This is a genomic window from Pseudomonas sp. S2_F03 (genome assembly GCF_054668335.1).
The window spans coordinates 2,484,828-2,509,599 of the sequence record NZ_CP162759.1 but is presented as its reverse complement, the minus strand read 5'-3'; the positions used below and the strand labels follow the sequence as shown (position 1 = coordinate 2,509,599).

Here is a 24,772-nt window from a genome sequence, read left to right as displayed (position 1 = left end):
TTTCCTGAGAATGTGGCTACGGAGCTTTAGGCTTATCAAACCCACGCTGCTCGATCACCCCAAACACGTCAGCGATATCCTGGACCAGAATCCGCGCAATGTTAGTGACGGTGTTGATATCGTTTTCGGCGTAGTCGGGGAGGCTGGTGCAGGCCATCAGGTTCAGGTATTTGAGGACGGCGTTGAGGCGTTCGCTGACGCAGTTATGAAGTTCGCGTAGCACGGTAGGGTGTGTCTGAGGAAATAGGGTATAGGTTCTGGGGCTGCTTCGCAGCCCAGCGGGAGCAAGCTCCTCGCCACGGTCGGAGGCGTCCTGTGAGTTTTTCAGACCCTGTAGCAGCTGCCGAGCCCGCGAGGCTGCGTCCGGCTGCGCAGCAGTCGTAAAACCTGCGAATGCGTTTCTTCAGATGCACCGCGTCAGGCATCTCACGACTGCTATGCAGCCGAACGCAGCCTCGCGGGCTCGGCAGCTGCTACAGGGATAGGCGAGTGGTCATTTATCGTGATCAATATCCAGCTTGCTGAACGTCACTTTGCCGCCCTCGCTGGTGTACCCGGTGTTGTCCTGCACATACACCCCGGCCTTGAAATACAGCGGCTTCACCCGCCACGTCGCGCTGATGTTGGTGTCCCATTGATACCCCGCCGCGCTGATACCCAATGCGCCGCCAGGGCTCAGGTGGATGAGGTAGGAAAACTCCTGATCCAGCTTCACGCCGGTCGCAATGGTAATCACCCGACCTACGTCATCATCCGGGTGCATGCGCACTTTGGCGACGATGTTGCCGGTCGCGGTTTTGGTTTTGTATTGATACTCGACCTTCACCAAGGGCTTCTGGCTTTCATAGGCGTGGATCTGGCCGATGACGATTTTCCCTGAGCTGGGGACCTGATTCACCGCCAGGGTCGCGCGCAACATATTGTCGGCATCCGGGTAATACCAATTGCGCAGGGTGCCGTTGCTGTAGGTTTCGCGAAGTTCGGTTCGTGGATAGATGGCGTTTTCAGTCTTTGAGCCGGTCACCGGGGACCAGAAGAACAACGTGCCGGTGTCGGAGTGGAAGTATTGATCCTTGAAGCCGTCCACCAGTTTTGAGGTTTCAACGGTGTAGGGCGGGCTGCCGACGGGAACGCTGAGGTTCCAGGTTGCGAGATCGATCATAGAAAGCTTCCACAAATTTTTGCTGCACGCACGTGCCAGAAGCTCTAGCACGCGCATCGGGGGGCGGTCTTTATAAGCGTACGAGGCCACTTTGTTAATGCCTGCCCGGCAGAGATTTGGCGTCAACGTCCTGTCGAAAGGCCATCTATCCCGGTTTTCGGGGCTCTCAGGACCGACCGTTAGTCGGCAAATTAACGTGATGGTTAAATGATGGCGCTCTGATGGCTTCTGCTTTTGCGGTTCCCGGTCTAGAGTGCAGGCTAAGTATTTGTCCGGTTTTCACGAGAAACCGGTCTGACGTCCCGACAAGAGAAGCAGCATGGAATGCGCGCAACCCACGCCAACCGACGGCAGCTCAATCCTTTTAATCGTCGATGATTACCCTGAAAACCTGATCAGCATGCGCGCGTTGCTCCAGCGCCAGGACTGGCAGGTCATGACCGCCGCCTCCGGCTTCGAAGCGCTCAGCCTGTTGCTCGAACACGAAGTCGACCTGGTGCTGCTCGATGTGCAGATGCCCGGCATGGACGGTTTTGAAGTGGCGCGCCTGATGCGTGGCAGTCAACGAACCCGCCTCACGCCGATTATCTTCCTGACGGCCAATGAACAATCCCAGGACGCGGTGATCAAGGGCTACGCCAGCGGCGCGGTGGATTACCTGTTCAAACCGTTCGACCCGCAGATTCTCAAACCCAAAGTGCAGGCCTTGCTGGAACACCAGCGCAATCGCCGTGCGTTGCAGCGCTTGAGCCACGACCTGGAAGTCGCTCGCGCCTTTAATGCCTCGGTGCTGGAGAACGCGGCCGAAGGCATTCTGGTGGTGAGTGAGGACGGGGTAATCCGTTTCGCCAACCCGGCCATGTCGCGGCTGCTGAATGCCACGGTGCAGGATCTGCAAGGCAAAGAGTTTCTGGATTTCCTGCAAAAACCGCACATCCCGGTCTGGCTGGATTCCGAGATTTACAGCGGTTACAAGCGTGGCGAAACCTTGCGCCTGCATGACGCGATGCTGCGTACCACGCCCGGTCAACAGGTGCCGGTGGCGCTGTCATGCGCGCCGTTGCCCGCGGAACAACACGCGATGGTGGTGACGGTGCTGGACATGTCGGTGGTGCGTCATCTGCATCAGCAACTGGAGTTCCAGGCCGTTACCGACCCGTTGACCGGCCTGCTCAATCGCCGGGGGTTCTACCAGACCGTGGAAAACCTGTTGCTACGCGGTGAGCGCGCCGACAGCGCTTGGGTGTTGCTGTACCTGGACCTTGACGGGTTCAAACGGGTCAATGATTCCCTCGGCCATGATGCCGGCGACCGCGTGCTGCGCTGGGTGTCCGAGCAGTTGAAGGCGTGCTTGCGCCCCTTCGACATTCTGGCGCGCATGGGCGGCGATGAATTTACCGCGCTGCTGGACCTGGAGTTTCCCGAACAGGCGGCGAAGATTGCCGAGAAGCTCATCGAGCGGGTATCGATCTGTCAGCAGATTGATGGGCTGGACATCGCGTTGGGCGCCAGTATCGGGATTGCGACGTACCCGGATTGCGGGGCCAACCTCGACGGCTTGTTGCGGGCCTCGGACATTGCCATGTACGAAGCCAAGCGAGCGGGCCGTCAGCAGTACCGCTTTTACGATCACGAAATGAACGGCCGCGCGCGTTCGCGGCTGATGCTCGAAGAAAGTGTGCGCACGGCCATCGAAAACCGTGATTTCAACTTGGTCTACCAACCCCAGGTGTCCATCGCCAGCGGGCAACTGCGCGGGTTCGAGGCATTGCTGCGCTGGCATCACCCGAGCGTGGGCGATGTCCCGCCGGGGCTGTTTCTGCCGTTGCTGGAAGAGGCACGGCTGATCAGTCGGTTGGGCAGCTGGATTTATCATCGCGGGGCCGGGCAGCGAAAGGCCTGGGAAACCCTGTTTGCCGACGACCTGGTGCTCGGCGTCAGTTTGAGCAGCACCCAGTTCGGCATGCCCAACCTGGTCACCGAGTTACGCCAGGTGCTGGAACGCCATGGCCTGCAACCGCGTCATCTGGAAGTCGAGGTGACGGAAGAAGCGCTGATGCAAAACCCTGAAGAAACCCGCAAGACCCTGCGTTTGCTGCGCAACCTTGGGGTGCGGGTGGCACTGGATGACTTTGGTTCGGGGGCTTGCTCCTTGACCCATCTGCGCGACCTGGAGCTGGACACACTCAAGTTCGACCGGCACTTGATTGCCCGGTTACCCGAGTCCTCGCGGGATGCAGCGCTGGTGCGCAATGTGATCGACCTGTGCAAGCAATATGGAATGCTGGTGATCGCCGAAGGCGTGGAAACGCTTGCTCAATATCAATGGCTGTGAGTACGTGCAAGGTTTTCTGGTGGCGCGGCCGATGATGTCCGAAGATGTCGGCGACTTTGTGCAGCCGTTCGACTGGAGCGCACTGAACAGTTGAATTCGCTACACTGGCGACCTTTTCGTGATTCGTGTTGCCGCCCCAATGACCGCGTTGAAATACCTCCAGGCCTATCCTGCTGCATTGCAGGATCAAGTGCGCCAGCTGATCGCCGAAGATCGGCTGGGCGACTACCTGAGCAAGCGCTACCCGGAAAAGCACGGTGTGCAGAGTGACAAGGCGCTGTACACCTACGCGCTGGACCTCAAGCAGGAATACCTGCGCAATGCTCCGTCCATCGACAAAGTGCTGTTCGACAACCGTCTGGACCTCACGCATCGTGCCCTGGGCTTGCACACCACCATCTCGCGGGTGCAGGGCGGCAAGCTCAAGGCCAAGAAAGAAATCCGTGTGGCCTCGCTGTTCAAGGAAGCGCCTTCAGAGTTTCTGAAAATGATCGTGGTGCATGAACTGGCGCACTTTAAAGAGTCAGATCACAACAAGGCGTTCTACAAACTGTGTGAACACATGTTGCCGGGGTATCACCAGGTGGAGTTCGACCTGCGTGTGTACCTGACCTGGCGGGACATGCAGTAACCGATCAACTGCCGGGAGTGTTTGAATGGAAGTCAGCAAGACCAAGAGCAGCTTCTACCGCCGGTTATACGTGGCGTACCTGATCGACAGCGGGCTGGCCAGCAGTGTCCCGGCCCTGACCGACGTGACCGGCATGCCCCGGCGCACGGCGCAGGACACGATTGCGGCATTGGCGGACCTGGACATCATTTGCGAGTTCGAGCAGGAAGAGGGCGCGCGCAATCATGCGGGGCGCTATCGGATTCGTGAGTGGGGGGCGATTGATCGGGGATGGATCGAGCGGAATTTGCGGCAGATAAAAGTGGTGCTTGAGTACCCTTGATTTCTGCGGTGCCGCAGGTGACGCCACCGCGGGCAAGCCCGGCTCCCACAGGGATCTACTGAGTGGCATAGAAAGTAGTCACACTTCAGACCCCACAAGGTTCAATTGTGTGGCATAGACAGTGGGCACACTACTGATCCCTGTGGGAGCCGGGCTTGCCCGCGATGAGGCCTTTAAGGTCGACGCATCCCGATGTGTGGAATGTCATCCTCCAGATATTCCTCGCCCGCCACGACAAACCCGTACTTGCCGTAATAGCCCTGCAAATGCGCCTGAGCCGACAGATAAACCGGCGTGCCCGGCCAGTGCTTTTCAGCCTGCTTCAACGCCTGTGCCATCAGTTCGTGCCCGAGCCCGGCGCCACGTGCCGCCGGGGGCAACAATCACCCGGCCGATCACCACATCGCCACCCTGCGTCTGTGGGTCAAGCAATCGCAGGTAACCCACCAGCCGATTCTCGTCCCACGCCATTAAATGGCAGGTGTCACCTTCCAGATCCTGGCCATCGATGTCCTGATAAACGCATTTCTGCTCGACGACAAACACCTCCGTACGCAGTTGCAGAATGGCGTACAACTGCTCTTTGCCCAGATCACTGTGGTGTTTGCAGATCCAATCAATAGTCATCTTCACTTTCCTTGAACATCGTCACGCCGATACTAAGCGTCCTGAAGATGGATGTCTTTATGGTCGGTAAATCTGTGACAAAGGCCAAAATGCCATCATTCATTTCGCTCGGCGTGGTCTTCTTTGTGTAATCTGCGATGACGCGCTGTGCAGTGGCTTCAATGAGCTAATGTTGAGTACCGGGTGCCGGTATAGGGATCTTGGAGTCTGGGCTGAAAAACACGTCGGGCAACCCGCCCGCTAAGGATTTTCTAGCATGCCGCGATTGCATCGAGCTTGTGCTTTGATTGTATTGCTGTTGCTGACACAGGGCGCGGCAGCGGAAAAGCTGCGACTGGTCGCTGATGCCTGGCCACCCTTTACCGATGCCACGCTGGTCAACGGCGGGTTGGCGACGGACATTGTCAGCACCGCGCTGGCCCGGGCCGGCTATGCCAGTGATTTCGAACAGGTGCCTTGGGCGCGAGCCCTGATGGGCGTGGGCGAGGGGCGGTATGACGTATTGGTCAATGCCTGGTACACCAATGAACGCACCAAGCTTGGCCAGTTCTCCGGCGAGTATCTGCTTAATCGCGTGCGCTTTCTGAAGCGCAAAGACGCCCCCATCGAATACAACAACTTGCAGCAACTGCACACTTATCCGATTGCAATCGTGCGCGGGTATGCCTATTCCCCTGAGTTCGATGACGACGCATCGTTGCAGAAAGTCCCGGTGCATAACTTTTCCATGGCGGTGCGCATGGTTGCAGCGGACCGGGTCAAGTTGACGCTTGAAGATGAATTCGTCGCCCGTTATTACCTGGCGCGCGAAACCTCCAAAGTGCGCAATGCCGTGGAGTTTTTGCCCAAACCGTTGAGCGAGAACAGCCTGCACATATTGGTCAGTCTGAAAAACCCGCAACACGAACAGATTGTCGCCAGTTTCGACCGCGAGATTGCCGAGATGAAGGCGGATGGCAGTTATGAGCGCCTGATGAAGCAACATGGGATGTAAGGCTGATCCCAGGTGTCTGGTGTGGCCGATGCCTTCATCGCGGGCAAGTCGAATCGTCGCACCGCCGCTCCCACACTGATCCAGGGTGTTGCAAAGATCTCCTGTGGGAGCCGGGCTTGCCCGCGATGAGGCCGGCCCAGACAACACACAACTTAGTCTTCGCTGGTGTCTTTAATCAAATGCGCCGCCAACGTCCGCAACGGTCCAAGCTGCCGACAAATCAACGCCAATTGCGTCTGCACCAGCCGCTGCCCTTCATCGATTTCATCCGGCATCTGCTCAAGGGTGTTGGCCAGCGCCTCTTCCTCATCACTCTGAATGGCAATCGGCTGTTTGCTTGCCAGGCCTTGGGCGATTTCGTCGATGCTCGCGGCCAGGCTCACTCCGGCGCCGTCGATCAACTGTTCACGCACCTCCGCTGGCAGTGGGGTTTCGCGATGCGCCCCCAGCCCGGACAAATAGCTGAGCAACGTGTGTGACAGCACCAGAAAACGAAAGCCGACATCCGCTTCTTTCCGGAAGTGCCCAGGCTCCATGAGCATGTTGGCCAGCGTCGTCGACAGCGCCGCGTCGGCGTTGTGCGCGTTGCGTCGCGCCAGGCGATACGCCAGGTCGTCACTTTTGCCAGACGCGTATTGCTGCATGATCTGGCGCAGGTAAATGCTGTTGCAGGTGAGGGTGTTGGCCAGCACCTTGTTCAGGCGTCGACCCTGCCAGTCCGGCAGGAACAGGAACACCGCCAGCCCGGCGATCAGGCTGCCGAGCAAGGTATCGAGCAGCCGCGGCAGGAACAGCCCGTAACCGTCGCCGACCTGGTTGAAGCAGAACAGCACCATCAAGGTGATCGCCGCCGTGGCCAAGGTGTAGCGCGTCGTACGGTTGATAAAGAACACCACCCCGGCGGCGATTGCGAAGCACGACTGGATCAACGGATTGGGAAACAGATCGAACAACGCCCAGGCCACCGTCAGGCCGATCGCGGTGCCGATGATCCGTTGGCCGAGTTTGCGGCGGGTGGCGCCGTAGTTCGGCTGACACACGAACAGCGTGGTGAGGATGATCCAGTAGCCCTGGGACGGGTGAATCAGGTGCACCATGCCGTAGCCGATGCTCAACGCGAGGGGCAAACGCAGTGCATGGCGGAACAGCAACGACGTCGGCGTCAGTTGTGTGCGCAAGCGCATCCACACATCTTTGAGGTTGCGCGGCGAACGGTCGAGCAGGCTGCTGTCGGTAGCATCGGCCAGCGCATCGGGGTTGCTCGCGTCGCTGAGCAAACGGTCGAGTGTCGCCAGGTTGGCCGCCAGTGCCCGCAGCGATCGCAACAGGCCTCGCCAGGCCGGGTTGCTCTGGATGCGCAGGTGTTCGATGGAGGCGTTCAGATCGCCCAGGGCTTCGGCGAAACTCGCGTCATAGATGAACGGCTGGCGCATCTGGATCGATTCGGCGAGGGCGCGGCACGCCTTGCCTTGCTGACGTAGCAGGCGCTGGCAGCGGAACAGCACGTCGCTGTGGAAAAAGGCCTCGGCGAGTGCGTTGTAGGGGTAGTGCGAAGAACTGGCGCGCTCGTGGATGTCCTGGGCGAGGAAATACAATTTCAGGTAGCGACTGACTTTCGAGCCCGGCCGCCCATTGCCGACCCGGTGCAGAATGATTTCCTTGGCCGCGTTCAATGCCGCCACCACACGCCCATTCTGCTGGGCCAGTTCCAGGCGCCGCGCTTCCACGTCCATCTGCCGGATCGGCTCGAACAGCGACGACTTGAGCTTCAGGTAAAAACCCAGTTCGCGGAACAACCGCGCCAGGCTCTGCTGCACAGGCTGGTTGGAAAACATCGCCTGCCACAGCACCGACAGCAAACCGTACCAGGCCGCACCGGCTACCAGCAGCACCGGTTCATGCCAGAAATCGGTGACCGCACCACCGCGCTGGTCCACGCCGATCATCGTGTAGACCGAGAGAATCAGCGTCGCCGAGGCAATGGCGCCATAACGTTCGCCGAGGGCGCCGAGCATTGTCAGGCCGAAGCTGGCCAGGGCCAGGGCAATGATGAATATGTAGGGGTAGGGAAACAGCAGTTCGACGGAGAAGGCCGCAACGCTGAAACACACCAGCGTTACGGCCAGCGCGTTGAGGCGGCCCTGCCAACTGTCGTCGGTCTCGGCCAGGGCGCTGGCGATAATCCCCAGGAACAATGGGATCAGCAGGCCCATTTCATCCTGATACCAACAGACCGCCATGCTGCCGGTCAGGGCGATGAACACCCGCACGCTGTAGCTGAATTTATCCAGTGCCCAGAGGCGACGCAGAGACTGACGAAGAGGAGTCGATGACATGAAGTGCGAAGGCCTTCCGAGGCAATGACGCTAAATTGAGCCAGTAATGACGCCGACGCAATGGCGCCGATCACATCTGACAGCAAAATCTGTTCCTTGATACCACACGTGGTCAATGTAGGAGCCGAGCTTGCTCGCGATAGCGGTCTAACGTTCAGCATCATTGTTGAACGTTAATCCGTCATCGCGAGCAAGCTCGGCTCCTACAGGTATTGCGCTGAATCAGGTGTATTGTGCGGCGGCGTAGCCGGAGGCCCACGCCCACTGGAAGTTGAAACCGCCCAGATGCCCGGTGACATCCAGCACTTCACCGATGAAGTACAACCCCGGGCTTTTCAGCGACTCCATGGTTTTGGATGACACTTCGTTCGTGTCGACGCCGCCCAGCGTTACCTCGGCCGTACGATAACCTTCGGTACCGGCCGGCACCACTTTCCAGCTCGCCAGTTTCTCGGCGATGTCGGCAATTTCCGCGTGGGTGTACTGCTTCATCGGTTTGGACACGAACCAGTTGTCCGCCAGCAGGTTGGCCATCTTCTTGGTGAAGATTTCCCCCAGCAGGGTTTTCAGTTCGCTGTTCGCGCGTTCAGCCTGCTGCTGTTGCAGCCAGGCGTGTACGTCGTGGTCCGGCATCAGGTTGATCTCAACCGTGTCGCCGGATTCCCAGAACGAAGAAATCTGCAAAATCGCCGGGCCACTGAGGCCGCGGTGAGTGAACAGGATGTTTTCGCGAAAGCTTTGATCGTTGCAACTGACCAGGCAATCCACCGAGGTACCGGACAATTCGGTGCAAAGCTCTTTGAGCTGATCGGTGATGGTGAACGGCACCAGGCCGGCGCGGGTTGGCAGCAAGTCGTGGCCAAACTGTTTGGCGACTTGATAGCCGAAACCGGTCGCGCCCAGCGTCGGGATCGACAGGCCGCCCGTGGCGATCACCAGGGATTCGCAGGTGATTTGGTCCAGCGTCGTGTCCAGCAGATAACCGCTTTCGAGCTTCTCGATGGTCTGGATCGAGGTGTCCAGGTGCAGGCTCACGCCGACCTGATCGCATTCGTTGAGCAGCATCTCCAGGATGTCGCTGGATTTGTTATCGCAGAACAGTTGGCCGAGCTTCTTCTCGTGGTACGGCACGCCGTGTTTGGCGACCATGCCGATGAAGTCCCACTGGGTGTAGCGCGCCAGTGCAGATTTGCAGAAGTGTTCGTTTTGCGAGAGGAAATTGCCCGGTTCGGTGTACATGTTGGTGAAATTGCAGCGGCCACCGCCCGACATCAGGATTTTTTTGCCGGCCTTGTTTGCATGGTCGAGCAACATCACCTTGCGCCCGCGCCCGGCGGCGGTCAGCGCACACATCAACCCTGCGGCGCCAGCGCCAATGATCACGACTTCGGTAGAGCGCAAAACGGTGTCCTCTTCATGTAACACCACAAAACAAACTGTGGGACCGGCGGTGCGACGATTCGATTTGCCCGCGATGAGGCCTGCACATTCAACATCATTGTTGACTGTTAGTCCGTCATCGCGGGCAAGCCCGGCTCCCACAGGGGTTATTCGTTGTTCTTACAAAATCCGTACGCGCAGCGAGCGGCCCTTGATCTTGCCGTCGTTCAGGCGCTGCAAGGCTTGTTTGGCGATTCCGCGTTCAACGGCCACAAAAGCCTGGAAGTCGAAAATCGCGATCTTGCCGACCTGAGCGCCCGGAATGCCGGCATCACCGGTCAGTGCGCCCAGAATGTCACCCGGACGAACCTTGTCTTTACGGCCGGCGCCGATGCACAGGGTGCTCATCTGCGGCAGCAACGGACCACCGCCCTGGCTGGTGAGGTTGTCCACCAGGTCCCAGGTCAATGGCGTCTGCTGCAAATGTTCGATGGCTTGGGCGCGCTGCGCTTCGGGCGGTGCGACCAGGCTGATCGCGAGGCCTTTTCACCGGCGCGACCGGTACGGCCGACGCGGTGGATGTGGATTTCCGAATCGCGGGCCAGTTCGACGTTGATCACCATGTCCAGCGAGTCGATGTCCAGGCCGCGAGCGGCGACGTCGGTGGCTACCAGTACCGAAGTACTGCGGTTGGCGAACATCGCCAGCACCTGGTCGCGGTCACGCTGTTCCAGATCGCCGTGCAGGCCGACGGCGGAGATGCCTTTGGCGGTCAGGTGATCGACGGTTTCCTGAACCTGTTGCTTGGTGTAGCAGAAGGCTACGCAGGACGCCGGGCGGAAGTGGCCGAGGACCTTGGTCACGACGCTCATGCGCTCTTCCGGGGATATCTCGTAGAAGCGCTGTTCGATCTGTGAGTCGTCGTGGAACGCCTCGGCCTTCACTTGCTGCGGGTTGCGCATGAACTTCGAGGCCAACTGCTTGATGCCCACCGGGTAGGTGGCGGAAAACAGCAGGGTCTGGCGACGCTCCGGCGCCTGCATGATGATCTCTTCGATGGAGTCGTAGAAACCCATGTCGAGCATGCGGTCAGCTTCGTCGAGAATCAGCGTGTTGAGGCCGTGCAATACCAGCGAACCTTTGCGCAGGTGCTGCTGAATGCGCCCCGGCGTGCCGACGATGATGTGCGCGCCATGTTCCAGCGAAGCGATCTGCGGGCCGAGGGACACGCCGCCGCACAGGGTCAGGACCTTGATGTTGTCTTCGGCACGGGCCAGGCGACGGATTTCCTTGGCGACCTGGTCGGCCAGCTCGCGGGTCGGGCACAGGATCAGCGCCTGGCAACCGAAGTAGCGCGGATTGATCGGGTTCAGCAGGCCGATACCGAAGGCGGCGGTCTTGCCGCTGCCGGTCTTGGCCTGGGCGATCAGGTCCATCCCCTTGAGGATCACCGGCAAGCTTTGCGCCTGGATCGGCGTCATCTGGGCATAACCGAGGGAGTCGAGGTTAGCCAGCATGGCGGCGGACAGCGGCAAAGTATTAAAAGCGGTGGCGATGGTGGTCACGGGACTGGCCTGCAAAACAAAATGTCGCGCAGTGTACCAGTCTCGCCCTCTCTACCTGCAAATTCTGGACGAATAGCCTGTAGCAGCTGCCGAGGCACGAGGCTGCGTTGCGTGTCCGCAGGACCGCTATCGGGGGCCGCTTCGCAGCCCAGCGCAGCCTCGTGCCTCGGCAGCTGCTACAAGTCAGTGCTCTATATCGTGCTCGCGGCTGACCATCCGTCGGCCATCTGTTGGTGAGAGCTGGGAAAATATCGTGGCGGCGAGCATTGCCATGATGCCGACGGTCACAAACGTCAGTTGGAACGCGCCCAGAACCGTCTCCACGCCATCGTTGCCGATCTCTGCGGTAAAGCCGCCGAGCAACGCACCGGCGCACGCAACCCCCAGGCTCAGGGACAATTGCGCCACCACCGACAACAGGCTGTTGCCGCTGCTGGCGCTGGCGTCGTCGAGGTCGATCAGGGTCACGGTGTTCATCGCGGTAAATTGCAGCGAGTTGATCGCCCCGAGAATCGCCAGCAGACACAGCAGCAGCCAGTACGGCGTCTGTTCGCTGACCAGGCCCATGCTCGCCAACATGATCCCCAGCGCCAAGGTGTTGCCGGTGAGCACGATGCGATAGCCCCAACGCTCGATCAGCGGTCGCGCGACCCACTTGGCGATCATCGCCGCCGCGGCCAGCGGCAGCATGCTCATCCCGGCCTGTGACGGCGAGTAACCCAGCGCCACTTGCAGCAACAACGGCACGAGGAAGGGCAGGGCGCCGCTGCCGAGCCGGGCGAACAGATTGCCGAGAATGCCGACGGCGAAGGTCCGGGTCTTGAACAGCGACGGCGCGAACAGCGGATTGTCGATATGCCCGGCCCGCAACCAGTACGCCGCCAGGCAGGCCATGCCGCCGAACAACAGCAGCATCACCCGCAAGTGAGGCAGGTGCAGTTCGCCCAGGCCTTCCATGGCGATGGTGATCAAAATCATCGCCGCGCCAAACAGCACAAAGCCCAGGCTATCGAAACGGGTGCGCTCGGAGCCACGCAGGTCCGGGATGAATTTCCACACGGCGTAGCAACCGACCAGCCCGACCGGCAGGTTGATCAGAAAGATCCAGTGCCATGTCAGGTATTGCACCATCCAGCCGCCCATAGTCGGGCCGATCAACGGGCCGAGCAGGCCGGGAATGGTGATGAACCCCATGATCCGCACCAGTTCCGAACGCGGGTAGGCACGCAGTACCACCAGTCGACCGACCGGCAGCATCAGCGCCCCGCCCAGACCCTGAATCACTCGGGCGCCGTTCAGCATGGTCAGGCTGCTGGATAGGGCGCAGAGCAATGAGCCGAGACTGAACAACAGGATCGCGCTGAAGAAGATCTTCTTGGTGCCGAAGCGGTCGGCGATCCAGCCAGAGGCGGGGATCAGCAAGGCGACGGTAAGCATGTAGGCGATGATCACGCCCTGCATGCGCAACGGGTCTTCCGCCAGGTCCCGAGCCATGGCCGGCAGGGCGGTGTTGAGGATGGTCCCGTCGAGGGACTGCATGAAAAAAGCAATGGCGACGACCCACGGGATCCAGCGGGCGGTGACAGCGTCGAGGAAGGTGGGCGGTTGGGCATGGGACCTCTTGCGGGTTTTAGGCGAAACAATCTGCAGAACGGTGAACCCTGTAGCAGCTGGCGGAGCCTGCGTTCGAGGACGAAGTCCTCGCAAATCGGCCACGGTGTTCCGTCTGTAATACCGTGATTGCTGAACCGGCGAGGACTGCGTCCTCGAACGCAGGCTTCGCCAGCTGCTACAGGGTAATTACAGGGTCAGTGTAAGTTTTTTGATTAGGGCCCCCGGCAGCAACGCCGACGCCGTGGCCCGCTGGCTGTAGGTACTCGCCGACAGCAACAACTCGCGTTCCTCGGTCAATGCTTCCAGCTGCGAACCGAGCAAACTGTAGGCGCTGTCATCAAAACGCATGGTGCTCACCGGTGCCTGAATCTCGCCGTTCTCGACCCAGAACGTCGCAAACCGCGTCATCCCGGTCAGGCGCGCCGCCGGTTGATCCGAGTAGTTCAAGTACCAGAGGTTGCTGATGTACAGGCCGGTGCCCAGTTGTTTGAGGATCTCTGCCTCAGGCAGCGTACCCGCCGCCATGTTCAATGCGCTCGGCATCTCACCGCCGCCGGCCCCGTTGGCGGTCAAGCCGTACTCGGCTGCGCTGCAGGGAACTGACCATTTGCGCGCCGGCCTTGCCTTCGACGATCAACCCCAGATCACTGCGTGGGTAACCTTCGCCGGAGAACGCCGGGCTTAACGAACCACTGACTTTTTCATCAATGGACACCTGCGGGCTGAATGCACTGTCCCCCGCATAAAGCTTTTGCAGCGGGCTGGTTTTGCTGGCAATCGACTGCGCCGAAAATCCCCCCCAGCAGAGCATGCCCATGATTTCTTCAAGCGCCGCCGGGGCGAGGTAGGCGCGGTACTGCCCCGGTGCCAACGTACGCAACGGTCGACCGAGAAACGCCAACTGCTCACGCGCCTGCTGGAAGCGCTTGGCGAACCCTTCACTGTTCCAGTCGTGCCCGGCGTAACTGGCTTTCACCGCCTGGCCATTGTCGTGAAACAGGCTGAAATCGAAGTTGAAACTGTTGGCTTGATGCCAGCCAAACGCGCCCGACGAACTGGCGAAGCCACGGCTGATCGGGCCTGCCGCGTAGAAACCCACCAGGTCCAGCCCTTCGGCGGCCTGAGTGATTTCGGCAACTACCTGCTCGGTATCCGGCAGCGGATGATCCTGCACATTCTTGCTCTGCCAGCCGTTGTGGTTGAGCAGCAGGTACGGATCCTGCGGCAGCAATGGCAAGGTTTCGCGCAGCTGTTGCAGGCCTTCGGCCAAACGCTGCACGTCAACGTCCGGGTCGCCGGCCAGTGTGATTTCAAGGTCGGCGTGGCGGCCATCGTTGATCAGTTTGAAACCGAGACTCGCCTGCTGCACCTGCCCGGCCTGCCGCACCTTGGCGTGGTTGAAACGCACAAAGGCCGAGGATTCGGCGGCGTAGCTGAGGGTGAACTGTTCCGGCTCGCGAATCGCCTCGCGCAGCCACTTGACCAATGCCTTGAACGACTCGGCCTGATTGTTTGACGTACTCATCAGGCGTCTCCTCCAAACACATCTACGTTGCTGAACACACAAGCCGGCGAGGCGTGGCCGACGCGGATCACCTGGTTCGGTTCACCTTTGCCGCAGTTGGGTGTGCCCAGGACCTTGAAGGTGCTGGCGTCACCGACGGCGCTGAGGCTTTTCCAGAACTGCGCGGAAATCGCCCGGTAGTTCGGGTTTTTCACCACGCCTTTGAGCTCACCGTTTTCAATCAACTGCGCCCATTCGCAACCGAACTGGAACTTGTTGCGCGCATCGTCGATGGACCACGATCGATTGGTCGACATCATGATGCCGTGTTCGATATTGCCGATCAGTTGCGCCAGCGGTTGATCGCCGGGCTCGATGTTGAGGTTGGCCATGCGGTCGATCGGCGGGCGGTTCCAGCCGCAGGCGCGGCTGTTGGCGACGCCGTCCATGCCCGCGCGAAATTGCGACAGCGCACCGCCCAATGGACGTAGCAGCAAACCTTCCTTGATCAGGAACTGCTTGCTCGCGGCGGTGCCGTCGTCGTCATGGCCGTAGCTGGCGAGCTGCTCGGGGATGTCCGGGTCGAAGGTCACGTTGAGTAGCTTTGAGCCGTATTGCAGATGGCCGAAATCCTCTGTCTTGACGAAGCTGGTGCCGGCGTAATTGCGCTCGTCACCGAGGATGCGGTCCAGTTCCAGCGGGTGACCGATGGATTCGTGGATCTGCAGCATCATCTGGTCGGGCATCAGCAACAGATCACGCGGACCTTGCGGAGTGTTCGGCGCCAGCAGCAATTGCAGCGCCTGATCGGCGACGGTCGGGCCGGCGCCGATCAGGCCGCAACGGCTGATGACATCGGCGCCGCCCTGCTGGCCAAAATTCTCGCGGCCCAGGCTGCGGGTCTGGCTGTCGCTGCCGTCATAGGCGGTGACGTCCAGGCCAGGGTAGACAAAACGCTGGGCCTGACGCAGTTCGGCGCCGGCGCTGTTGAGGTAAATCTGTTCGACGTGGGTGATGCCAATGCTCACCTGCCAGTTCACCAATCGCTCGTCCTTGGGCACGGACGCGGATTCGGCACCGAGCAATTGGTAGCAGTCGCTCAGGGACGGGAAGGGCTGGTCGAGGTTGGGCGAAAAGTAGTCGGCGCGATCACTGGAGACGGGTTGGTCACGCAGGTCGAGCAACGCGTGGGGCTTGAGCCGGCGGGCTTGTTGCTCGGCGCGGTCCAGGGCTGATTGCAGGCCGTGTTGCGACAGATCGTTGGTGGCGGCGTAGGCTTCAACGCCGTTGACCCGCACGGTCAACATTGCCCCTTCGTCACGGCTCAGGCTTGGAGGTTCGGCGACGTTCTTGCGCACCGACAGGTATTGGCCGGACTCGCGCACATAACGCAGCGAAAAAAATTCAGCGCCCGTGCGCAAGGCAGCAAAGCGCTGCTTGAGCTGGGGGTGGAAATCGAACATTCGGGGACCTCCTTGGTATGGAGTGGCGGTGCTGCGGTCGTGCGAGGGGGGAGGTGAAACGTTTGCGTGGCGCTAGATTAGGCCTGCGCGGGGGGTAGGATCAAGCTTGGATCGGTGTAGGAAAATGTTACCGGGAGAGGTGTGGTGTTATGGCGGCCCCCTTCGCGAGCAAGCCCGCTCCCACATTTGACCGCGTCGTTATCTGGCGACTCGGTCAAATGTGGGAGCAGGCTTGCTCGCGAAGGCAGCGCCTCGGTGTAACGGTCTTACTGAGCAGTAGCGCTCACATCACGCAAGGCTTGCCCTTCACCGGCGCTTCGCCCGCCACATAGTAGTTGGCGGTGCTGCGCGGCAACGGCTTGCGGCCACGGATCTTGTCGGCGATTTTCTCGGCCATCATGATCGTCGGCGCGTTCAGGTTGCCGGTGGTGATGATCGGCATGATCGAGGCATCGACCACGCGCAGACCTTGCATGCCATGCACGCGGCCTTCGCCATCGACCACTGCCATCTCGTCGGTGCCCATCTTGCACGAGCAGGACGGGTGGAACGCGGTTTCGGCGTGCTCGCGGATGAACGTGTCCAGTTGCTCGTCGGTCTGCACGTCGATGCCGGGGCTGATTTCGCGGCCACGGAAAGCGTCGAGAGCCGGCTGTTGCATGATTTCACGGGTCAGGCGGATGCCGTCGCGGAATTCTTGCCAGTCTTGCTCGGTGGCCATGTAGTTGAACAGGATGCTCGGGTACTCGCGCGGATCCTTGGACTTGGCCTGGATGCGGCCACGGCTTGGCGAACGCATGGAACCCATGTGCGCCTGGAAACCGTGCTCTTGCACACCGTTGCTGCCGTTGTAGTTAATCGCGACCGGCAGGAAGTGGTACTGGATGTTCGGCCATTCGAATTCCGGACGGGTGCGGATGAAACCGCCGGCTTCGAACTGGTTGCTGGCGCCGATGCCGGTGCCGTTGAACAGCCATTCGGCACCGATGGCTGGCTGGTTGTACCAGAGCAGCGACGGGTACAGCGAAACCGGTTGGGTGCAGGCGTATTGCAGGTACAGCTCAAGGTGATCCTGCAGGTTTTCGCCGACGCCTGGCAGGTCGTGGACCACCGGGATGTCGAGCTTGTTGAGCAGTTCGGCCGGGCCGACGCCGGAGCGTTGCAGAATCTGCGGCGAAGCGATGGCGCCGGAGCACAGCAGCACTTCTTTGCGGGCACGGACTTCAACGCGCTCTTCGGCGGCACCGATCAGGTAACGCACGCCAACGGCACGCTTGCCTTCGAACAGGATCTTGTCAGTCAGGGCGTGGGTGACGATGGACAGGGTCGAACGCTTCTTGGCGACGTCCAGGTAACCGCGAGCGGTGGAGGCACGACGACCTTTCGGCGTCACGGTACGGTCCATCGGGCCGAAGCCTTCTTGCTGGTAGCCGTTCAAGTCTTCAGTGCGCGGGTAGCCGGCTTGCACGCCCGCTTCAACCATGGCGTGGAACAGCGGGTTGTTGCCGGCTTTTGGCGTGGTCACGCTGACCGGGCCATCGCCACCGTGGTAATCGTTCGGGCCGATGTCGCGGGTTTCCGCCTTGCGGAAATACGGCAGGCAGTCGAGGTAGGTCCAGTCTTCCAGCCCTGGCAGTTTCGACCAGCCGTCGTAATCCATTGCGTTGCCGCGGATGTAGCACATGCCGTTGATCAGCGAAGAACCACCCAGGCCCTTGCCGCGACCGCATTCCATCCGGCGACCGTCCATGTAGGGTTCTGGATCGGTTTCGTAGGCCCAGTTGTAGCGACGACCTTGCAGCGGGAACGCCAGGGCGGCCGGCATCTGTGTGCGGAAGTCGAAACGGTAATCCGGGCCGCCGGCTTCGAGCAGCAGGACAGTGACGCCTTCGTCTTCAGTCAGGCGGGTCGCCAGGGTGTTACCGGCCGAACCGGCACCGATGATGATGTAATCGAATTCTTGGGACATTGAATGCACCCTCTTTGAAGTTGGTCAGGTCACCTGTAGCAGCTGCCGAGGAACGAGGCTGCGTTGGGTTGCGCAGCGACCCCTTTGAGGGCGGTCCTGCGGACGCGCAACGCAGCCTCGTTCCTCGGCAGCTGCTACAGGGTTTCAGGTGCGCCTTAGAACACCGAGGCGTAATCGCCCAGTTCGACCTGTACCGATTTGATGCGGGTGAAGTTGTTCAGTGAGCTGATGCCGTTCTCACGGCCAACGCCCGACTGCTTGTAACCGCCGACCGGCATCTTGGCGTCGGATTCGCCCCAGGCGTTGATCCAGCAGATACCGGCTTCCAGTTGATGAATCACGCGGTGAGCGCGGTTCAGGTCCTTGGTGACAACGCCAGCGGCCAGGCCGAAGTCGGTGTCGTTGGCACGACGGATCACTTCTTCTTCGGTTTCGTAAGTCAGGATCGCCATCACCGGGCCGAAGATTTCTTCGCGCACGATGGTCATGTCGTCGGTGCAGTCGGTGAACACGGTCGGGGCCACGAATGCGCCTTTGGCGAATTCGCCTTCGGTCAGACGGCTGCCGCCGCACAGAACGCGAGCGCCTTCTTCTTTACCCTTGGCGATGTAACCCAGCACGCTCTCCATGTGAGCGAAGCTGACCAGCGGGCCGAAGTTGGTGTTTTCGTCTTCCGGGTTGCCAACGCGGATGCGCGCAACGCGTTCAGCGATCTTGGCTTCGAAAGCGGCTTTCAAGTGGCTCGGTACGAACACGCGAGTGCCGTTGGTGCAGACCTGGCCGGAGCTGTAGAAGTTGGCCATCATTGCAGTGTCGGCAGCGCGATCGAGGTCGGCGTCGTCGAAAATGATCAGCGGGGACTTGCCGCCCAGTTCCATGGTCACGTCTTTGAGCGACGAGGCCGAAGCGCTGGCCATGACCTTCTTGCCGGTGTCGGTGCCGCCGGTGAAGGAGATTTTTTCGATACGTGGGTGTTCGGTCAACCAGGTGCCGACTTCACGGCCGCTGCCGGTCAGCACGTTGAATACGCCCGCTGGCAGGCCGGCTTCGGTGTAGATCTCGGCCAGTTTCAGGGTGGTCAGCGAGGTGACTTCGCTTGGTTTGAAGATCATCGCGTTACCGGCCGCCAGGGCAGGTGCGGATTTCCACAGGGCGATCTGGATCGGGTAGTTCCACGCGCCGATCCCGGCCACGACGCCCAGCGGCTCGCGACGGGTGTAGACGAATGAAGTGGTGCGCAGCGGGATCTGCTCGCCTTCGATGGCTGGCACCAGGCCTGCGTAGTATTCCAGCACGTCAGCGCCGGTGACGATGTCGACGTAGCGGGTTTCGGAGTACGACTTGCCGGTGTCCAGGGTTTCCAGGGCGGCCAGCTCATCGTTGCGCTCGCGCAGGATGTCGACGGCACGACGCAGGATGCGCGAACGCTCCATGGCGGTCATCGCGGCCCAGATTTTCTGGCCCTTTTCGGCGCTGACCACAGCGCGCTCGACGTCTGACTGGGTCGCGCGTTGTACTTTTGCGAGGACTTCACCGTTAGCCGGGTTGATGGCTTCGAAAGTGGCGTCGCTGCTGGCGTCACTGTAGCCGCCATCGATGTAGAGTTTTTGCAGTTCGAAACGGGCCATAAAGTCCTCGCAAGTGCATAAGTGGTTGGCGTTGACCACCGGGGCGTGCCGTGAAGCGTTGGCGACGCTGACCAGTGGCGGTTCGGGGGTTGAGCGTTTATGTGTGCTCTAACTCACCCGCTTGGCCAGTTGGGTATCCATGTATTCGTAAGCGATCTGAAGCGCCTGCCCGGTGTCGAAAGCGTCTCCCGACAACGCGCCGCGCAACCACAACCCGTCAATCAGGGCTGCGAGGCCGCGGGCTGCAGTGCGCGCATCATCGAGCGGCAATACGCGGCGGAACTCGCAGCACAGGTTGGAATACAGACGGTGATCGTTGATCCGCTGCAACCTGTGCAAAGACGGCTGGTGCATGCTGGTAGCCCAGAAGGCCAACCAGGTTTTCATTGCCGGGCCATTGACCTGGCTGGCGTCGAAGTTGCCTTCGATGATCACCTGCAGATGCGCCCGTGGGCTGTCATCTGCCAGCGCCTGACGGCGCAAGGTGACGCTCTCGCTGAGGGCGGTCATCAGATACCGCATCGTGGCGGCAATCAGGCCATTCTTGTCCTGAAAATAGTGACTGATGATGCCATTCGAGACACCGGCCAAACGGGCGATCAGCGCAATGCTGGCGTCCCCCATGCCGACTTGATCGACGGCCTGCAACGTGGCTTCGATCAATTGCTGGCGGCGGATGGGTTGCATACCGACCTTGGGCATCTTGCACATCTCCTTAGGCCTTCCGGTGGACGTCAAACGGCTACCGGATTGAGGGCCAGTCTATTTTGTTTTGATTGAACGTTCAATCAACAAAGAATAAGATCTGCGACAAATCGTCGCTGCCTGCGTTTTTTCCTACGTGTAGCTGGCGAAAAAACGACATTCGAAAATGCTCGAAACCTACGCGCTCTGGCGCTCTTGGGGTTTCGGGCTTTTTTCGGGGTGTCTTTATATCACCCACTGGTCGGCTGCCAACTAACCGATTGGTCGGGTATCGCGTTGCCTTGTGTTCTTCTCTCGCACTTGCTGGAGCATCTGTGCCATGAGTTCTGCCTCTCTTATAAAGACCCCACCCGATAAGGTGACGGTCAACGGTTGGGTGTTCTACACCTCTACCGCGTTGATCCTGTTGTTGACCGCCATTCTGATCATCGCCCCGCAAGAGGCCGGCAGATTGCTCGGTATTGCTCAGGCCTGGTTGTCCCGCAGCTTCGGCTGGTACTACATGGTGGTGATCGCCGCTTACCTCGTGTTCGTGGTGGGCCTGGCGTTTTCGTCGTACGGCAAGCTCAAACTGGGCAGCAAGGACGACACCCCGGACTTCAGCTACGGTGCCTGGGCGGGGATGCTGTTCTCGTCGGGTATCGGCATCTCGCTGTTGTACTTCGGTGCGTCCGAGCCGCTGGACCACTACTTCAACCCGCCCGAAGGCGTGGCCGCCAGCAACATGGCCGCGCGTCAGGCTGTTCAACTGACGTTCCTGCACTGGGGCCTGCATGGCTGGGCGATCTACGCACTGGTCGGTCTGGCCGTTGCTTACTTTGCTTACCGTCACAACCAGCCGCTGGCGTTGCGTTCGGCGTTGTATCCGCTGGTGGGCGAGCGTTGGGTCAAAGGCGCGGCCGGTCATGCGGTGGACGGCTTTGGCATGTTCGTGACCCTGCTGGGGCTGGTGACGAACCTGGGGATTGGTTCGTTGCAAGTGTCGTCGGGCCTGGAAAACCTGTTCGGCATGGAGCACAGCAACACCAACCTGCTGATCGTGATCATCGTGATGAGCACCGTGGCGACCATCGCTGCCGTGTCGGGCGTGGAAAACGGCATCCGCCGTCTGTCTAACCTGAACATCGTGCTGTTCAGCGGCCTGCTGATTTTCGTGCTGCTGTTCGGCCCGACATTGCACCTGCTCAACGGTTTTGTGCAGAACGTCGGTGACTACCTGAACGGCGTAGTGCTGAAGACCTTCGACCTCTACGTGTACGAAGGCGACAGTGAAAAGTCCGACCGCTGGCTGGGTCTGTGGACCCTGTTCTACTGGGCGTGGTGGATTTCCTGGGCCCCATTCGTCGGCATGTTCATCGCACGTATTTCCCGTGGTCGCACCGTGCGCGAGCTGGTGGCCGGCGTGCTGCTGATTCCACTGGGTTTCACTCTGGCATGGCTGTCGATCTTCGGTAACTCGGCCCTGGACCTGGTGATGAACCATGGGGCGGTGGAGCTCGGGAAGACGGCGCTCGAACAGCCGTCCATGGCAATCTACCAGTTGCTTGAGCATTACCCGGCGTCGAAAGTGGTGATCGGCGTGTCGATCTTTGTCGGTTTCGTGCTGTTCCTGACCCCGGCGGATTCCGGCGCGGTGATGATGGCCAACCTTTCCTGCAAGGGCGGCAATGTCGACGAAGATGCGCCGCACTGGTTGCGGATCTTCTGGTCGGCGGTGATCACGCTGGTGACCATCGGCTTGCTGTTTGCCGGTAACTTCGAAGCCATGCAAACCATGGTGGTGCTGGCCGGTCTGCCATTCTCGGTGGTGCTGGTGTTCTTCATGTTCGGCTTGCACAAGGCCATGCGCCAGGACGTGCAGATCGAACAGGAGCAAGCGGAGCTGGCTGCACGCGGTCGTCGTGGTTTCACCGAGCGTTTGACTCAGTTGGACCTGCAACCTAGCCAGTCGATCGTTCAGCGCTTCATGGACAAGCACGTCAGCCCGGCATTGGAAGATGCGACGGCGCAACTGCGTACGCAAGGTCTGCAAGTGCAAACCATGCTCGGTAAATCCAAGCGTTGCATGGGCGTTCGGGTCGAGATGGAGGAGGGCAATCCGTTTGTCTACGAAGTCAGCCTGGATGGCTATCTGGCTACGCCAACCGAGTCGGCCCAGTCCGATGAGACACGCCAGCGCTACTACCGCGCCGAGGTGTACCTGCACAACGGCAGCCAGGACTATGACTTGATGGGTTTCACTCAGGATCAGATCACCCGCGACGTGCTCGATCAGTTTGAAAGCCATCGGCAACTCCTTGGCCGGGTTTATAGCTAAGGTGTGAGTGATGCGGTGTTTCAGTCTGAAGCACCGCATGTCCTTCATCGCGGGCAAGCCCGCTCCCACAAGGTATGCACCGCCCATGTGGGAGCGGGCTTGCCCGCGATGGGGCCATCAGACCTGATACGGCATCACCCGATATCCCATAAACAAAAACGCCGCGATCCTCTCGCGGCGTTTTTTTGTGTCTGCTGACTTATCCCAGGTTCTTGCCGAGCAACGCGTGATACAGCTCGCTGTCACCCAGAATCCCGACCACTTTGTTGTTGTCATGCAGCACCAGCTTGTTGCCGGTCTGGTAGCGAATCTGCAGCGCATCGCGCATGCCGATGTTCGAGTCCACCAGCGTCGGCCGACGCCCCAAGCCTTCTACCGCTTGCCCTGGAATCCAGTTTTGCAGGTCAAGGTTCGCGCCGTTCTGGCGAGCGCCCTTGATGGTGTTGCCTTCAGCCAGGTCCAGCCACGAATCGCCACCCGGATCCAGGCACACCGAACCGTTGATGCGCTTGCAGTTGTCCAGCGTGCGCATCAGGCTGCGACCGCACAACACGTTGAGCGGATTGGTGTGAGCCACGAACGTGCGCACGTAATCGTCCGCCGGGTTCAACACGATCTCTTCGGGCTTGCTGTACTGGATGATCCGGCCGTCTTTCATGATTGCAATACGGCTGCCGAGCTTGAGCGCTTCATCGAGGTCGTGACTCACGAACACGATGGTCTTGTGCAACTTGCGTTGCAGTTCCAGCAGTTCGTCTTGCAGTCCCTGGCGGATCAGCGGGTCGAGTGCCGAGAACGGTTCGTCCATCAACAGAATGTCAGCGTCCATCGCCAAGGCGCGGGCCAGGCCAACACGTTGCTGCATACCGCCGGAGAGCTCGTCGGGTTTCTTGTTGCGCCACTGGGTCAGGCCCACCAGCTCCAGCTTGTCGTCTACCAGTTTGCGGCGTTCTTTCTCCGGGCGACCCTGCATTTCCAGACCGAAACTGATGTTCTCGCGCACTGTCAGCCAAGGCATCAGGGCGAATTTCTGGAACACCATCGCAATGCGCTTGGTGCGCATCATTTTCAGTTCTGCCGGGGTGCAGGAAGCAATGTCGATCTGCTTGCCTTCGTGCTCGACGAACAACTTGCCACGGCTGACGGTGTTGAGGCCGTTGATGCAACGCAGCAGGCTGGATTTGCCGGACCCGGACAGGCCCATCAGCACGCAGATTTCGCCTTTCTCGATGTCCAGGCTGGCTTTTTCAACGCCGACGATCTGCCCGGTTTTTTTCAGGATCTGGTCGCGGGTCATGCCTTGGTCGAGAAGCTTGAGCGCCTCGCGCGGGTCTTTGGAGAAGATTACGTCGACGTCTTCAAAGCGAATAATGCTCATGCGTCACCCCCTACTTTAGCGTCGGGTTGTTTGCAGATACGGTCGAGCATGATCGCCAGCAATACGATCGCCAGGCCCGCTTCAAAGCCCAGGGCGATATCGGCAGTGTTCAGTGCGTTGACCACGGGTTTGCCCAGGCCATCGGCGCCCACCAGTGCCGCAATCACCACCATCGACAGCGACAGCATGATGCACTGGGTGATACCGGCCGCGATGCTTGGCATGGCGTGGGGCAGTTCGATCCGTGAGAGCAATTGACGGCGCGAGCAGCCGAAGGCTTTGCCGGCGTCCATCAGTTCTTGCGGGACATCGCGGATGCCCAGGTAGGTCAGGCGGATCGGCGCGGCAATCGCAAACACCACCGTGGAGATCAGGCCTGGCACCACACCCAGCCCGAAGAGGGTCAGGGTAGGAATGAGGTAAACGAAGGTCGGTACGGTCTGCATCAGATCGAGTACCGGACGCATTAAAGTGTAGAACATTGGTTTGTGCGCGGCGACGATGCCCAGCGGCACGCCGATGACCACGCAGACCAGGGTGGCAAACAACACCTGGGCGAGGGTTTCCATGGTTTCCTGCCAGTACCCCAGGTTGAGGATCAGCAGGAAGGAGGCGATGACGAAAACCGTCAGCCCCCACTTGCGTTGAATGAAGTGGGCCAGTAGCGCGATGAGGCCGATCAATGCCAGCGGGTTGAACCAGGTCAGCGCAAACGTCACGCCGTGGATCATTGTTTCCAGTGTCAGGGCGATTGCGTCGAAGGTGCTGGCGCCGTGTTGCGTCAACCATTCGACGAAGCCTGCGATGTACTGGCCTAAAGGTATTTTCTGATCAATCAGCAT

Annotated in this window: 14 protein-coding genes and 5 pseudogenes; 5 read left to right on the top strand and 14 right to left on the bottom strand. The window is 60.1% G+C overall.

Translation table 11 applies throughout. The features are described 5' to 3' along the window. Nucleotides 1–16: 16 nt before the first annotated feature. Nucleotides 17–274 (bottom strand): fructose-bisphosphate aldolase, encoded by a 258-nt coding sequence (locus tag AB4N76_RS11840; RefSeq protein ID WP_460164609.1) that lies wholly within the window; start codon nucleotides 272–274, stop codon nucleotides 17–19. A 219-nt stretch (nucleotides 275–493) separates the two neighbouring features. Beyond that, nucleotides 494–1,162, bottom strand: coding sequence for a polysaccharide lyase family 7 protein (locus AB4N76_RS11835; protein ID WP_046029815.1), 669 nt, complete (start codon nucleotides 1,160–1,162; stop codon nucleotides 494–496). Nucleotides 1,163–1,481: 319 nt separating this feature from the next. On the opposite strand from AB4N76_RS11835, the pseudogene AB4N76_RS11830 reads away from it, so the two are divergent. The 3 genes and pseudogenes from AB4N76_RS11830 to AB4N76_RS11820 all read left to right on the top strand — a co-directional run bounded on the left by AB4N76_RS11830 (nucleotide 1,482) and on the right by AB4N76_RS11820 (nucleotide 4,450). After that, nucleotides 1,482–3,591, top strand: a pseudogene (locus tag AB4N76_RS11830) (putative bifunctional diguanylate cyclase/phosphodiesterase). A gap of 45 nt (nucleotides 3,592–3,636) precedes the next feature. After that, complete coding sequence (locus AB4N76_RS11825; protein ID WP_046029818.1) at nucleotides 3,637–4,128, top strand: M48 metallopeptidase family protein; 492 nt, start codon at nucleotides 3,637–3,639, stop codon at nucleotides 4,126–4,128. Between the two features lie 25 nt (nucleotides 4,129–4,153). After that, complete coding sequence (locus AB4N76_RS11820) at nucleotides 4,154–4,450, top strand: winged helix-turn-helix domain-containing protein (protein WP_046029819.1); 297 nt, start codon at nucleotides 4,154–4,156, stop codon at nucleotides 4,448–4,450. A 173-nt stretch (nucleotides 4,451–4,623) separates the two neighbouring features. Here the strand turns inward: AB4N76_RS11820 and AB4N76_RS11815 are convergent. Beyond that, nucleotides 4,624–5,077: pseudogene (locus AB4N76_RS11815) on the bottom strand (GNAT family N-acetyltransferase). Between the two features lie 256 nt (nucleotides 5,078–5,333). Between AB4N76_RS11815 and AB4N76_RS11810 the strand changes: the two are divergent. Then, nucleotides 5,334–6,071 carry a substrate-binding periplasmic protein gene (locus tag AB4N76_RS11810; protein ID WP_046029822.1) on the top strand — a complete coding sequence of 246 codons (738 nt, stop codon included), beginning with the start codon at nucleotides 5,334–5,336 and terminating at the stop codon, nucleotides 6,069–6,071. 152 nt (nucleotides 6,072–6,223) lie between these two features. Here the strand turns inward: AB4N76_RS11810 and yccS are convergent, their stop codons facing one another. The 9 genes and pseudogenes from yccS to betI all read right to left on the bottom strand — a co-directional run bounded on the left by yccS (nucleotide 6,224) and on the right by betI (nucleotide 20,232). Continuing rightward, on the bottom strand, nucleotides 6,224–8,407 hold the full coding sequence (gene yccS, locus AB4N76_RS11805; protein WP_046029823.1) for a YccS family putative transporter: 2,184 nt from the start codon (nucleotides 8,405–8,407) through the stop codon (nucleotides 6,224–6,226). Nucleotides 8,408–8,629: 222 nt separating this feature from the next. Beyond that, complete coding sequence (locus AB4N76_RS11800; RefSeq protein WP_046030057.1) at nucleotides 8,630–9,808, bottom strand: BaiN/RdsA family NAD(P)/FAD-dependent oxidoreductase; 1,179 nt, start codon at nucleotides 9,806–9,808, stop codon at nucleotides 8,630–8,632. A gap of 159 nt (nucleotides 9,809–9,967) precedes the next feature. After that, nucleotides 9,968–11,304: pseudogene (gene dbpA, locus AB4N76_RS11795) on the bottom strand (ATP-dependent RNA helicase DbpA). Between the two features lie 231 nt (nucleotides 11,305–11,535). Continuing rightward, nucleotides 11,536–12,965 (bottom strand): annotated as a pseudogene (mdtD, locus tag AB4N76_RS11790) (multidrug transporter subunit MdtD). Between the two features lie 187 nt (nucleotides 12,966–13,152). Then, nucleotides 13,153–14,491: pseudogene (locus AB4N76_RS11785) on the bottom strand (TldD/PmbA family protein). Beyond that, nucleotides 14,491–15,933, bottom strand: coding sequence for a TldD/PmbA family protein (locus tag AB4N76_RS11780; RefSeq protein ID WP_460164479.1), 1,443 nt, complete (start codon nucleotides 15,931–15,933; stop codon nucleotides 14,491–14,493). Before AB4N76_RS11780 ends, AB4N76_RS11785 begins: the two are co-directional and overlap by 1 nt. 283 nt (nucleotides 15,934–16,216) lie before the next feature. Next, a complete protein-coding gene (betA, locus tag AB4N76_RS11775; RefSeq protein WP_460164478.1) occupies nucleotides 16,217–17,902 on the bottom strand; it encodes a choline dehydrogenase in 1,686 nt (561 codons plus the stop codon). A 155-nt stretch (nucleotides 17,903–18,057) separates the two neighbouring features. Beyond that, the gene (gene betB / locus AB4N76_RS11770; RefSeq protein ID WP_046029834.1) at nucleotides 18,058–19,530 is read right to left on the bottom strand and encodes a betaine-aldehyde dehydrogenase; all 1,473 of its coding nucleotides are present in this window, start codon (nucleotides 19,528–19,530) and stop codon (nucleotides 18,058–18,060) included. Nucleotides 19,531–19,638: 108 nt separating this feature from the next. Beyond that, nucleotides 19,639–20,232, bottom strand: coding sequence for a transcriptional regulator BetI (gene betI, locus AB4N76_RS11765; protein WP_046029836.1), 594 nt, complete (start codon nucleotides 20,230–20,232; stop codon nucleotides 19,639–19,641). A gap of 379 nt (nucleotides 20,233–20,611) precedes the next feature. Between betI and AB4N76_RS11760 the strand changes: the two genes are divergently transcribed. Then, entirely contained in the window at nucleotides 20,612–22,552 is a 1,941-nt protein-coding gene (locus AB4N76_RS11760; RefSeq protein ID WP_223523092.1) for a BCCT family transporter, read from the top strand. A gap of 199 nt (nucleotides 22,553–22,751) precedes the next feature. Here AB4N76_RS11760 and choV read toward each other — a convergent pair whose 3' ends face one another. Together choV and choW are read right to left on the bottom strand one after the other, a co-directional pair. Further along, nucleotides 22,752–23,930, bottom strand: coding sequence for a choline ABC transporter ATP-binding protein (gene choV / locus AB4N76_RS11755; protein ID WP_046029840.1), 1,179 nt, complete (start codon nucleotides 23,928–23,930; stop codon nucleotides 22,752–22,754). Then, entirely contained in the window at nucleotides 23,927–24,772 is an 846-nt protein-coding gene (gene choW / locus AB4N76_RS11750) for a choline ABC transporter permease subunit (RefSeq protein WP_046030058.1), read from the bottom strand. Before choW ends, choV begins: the two co-directional genes overlap by 4 nt.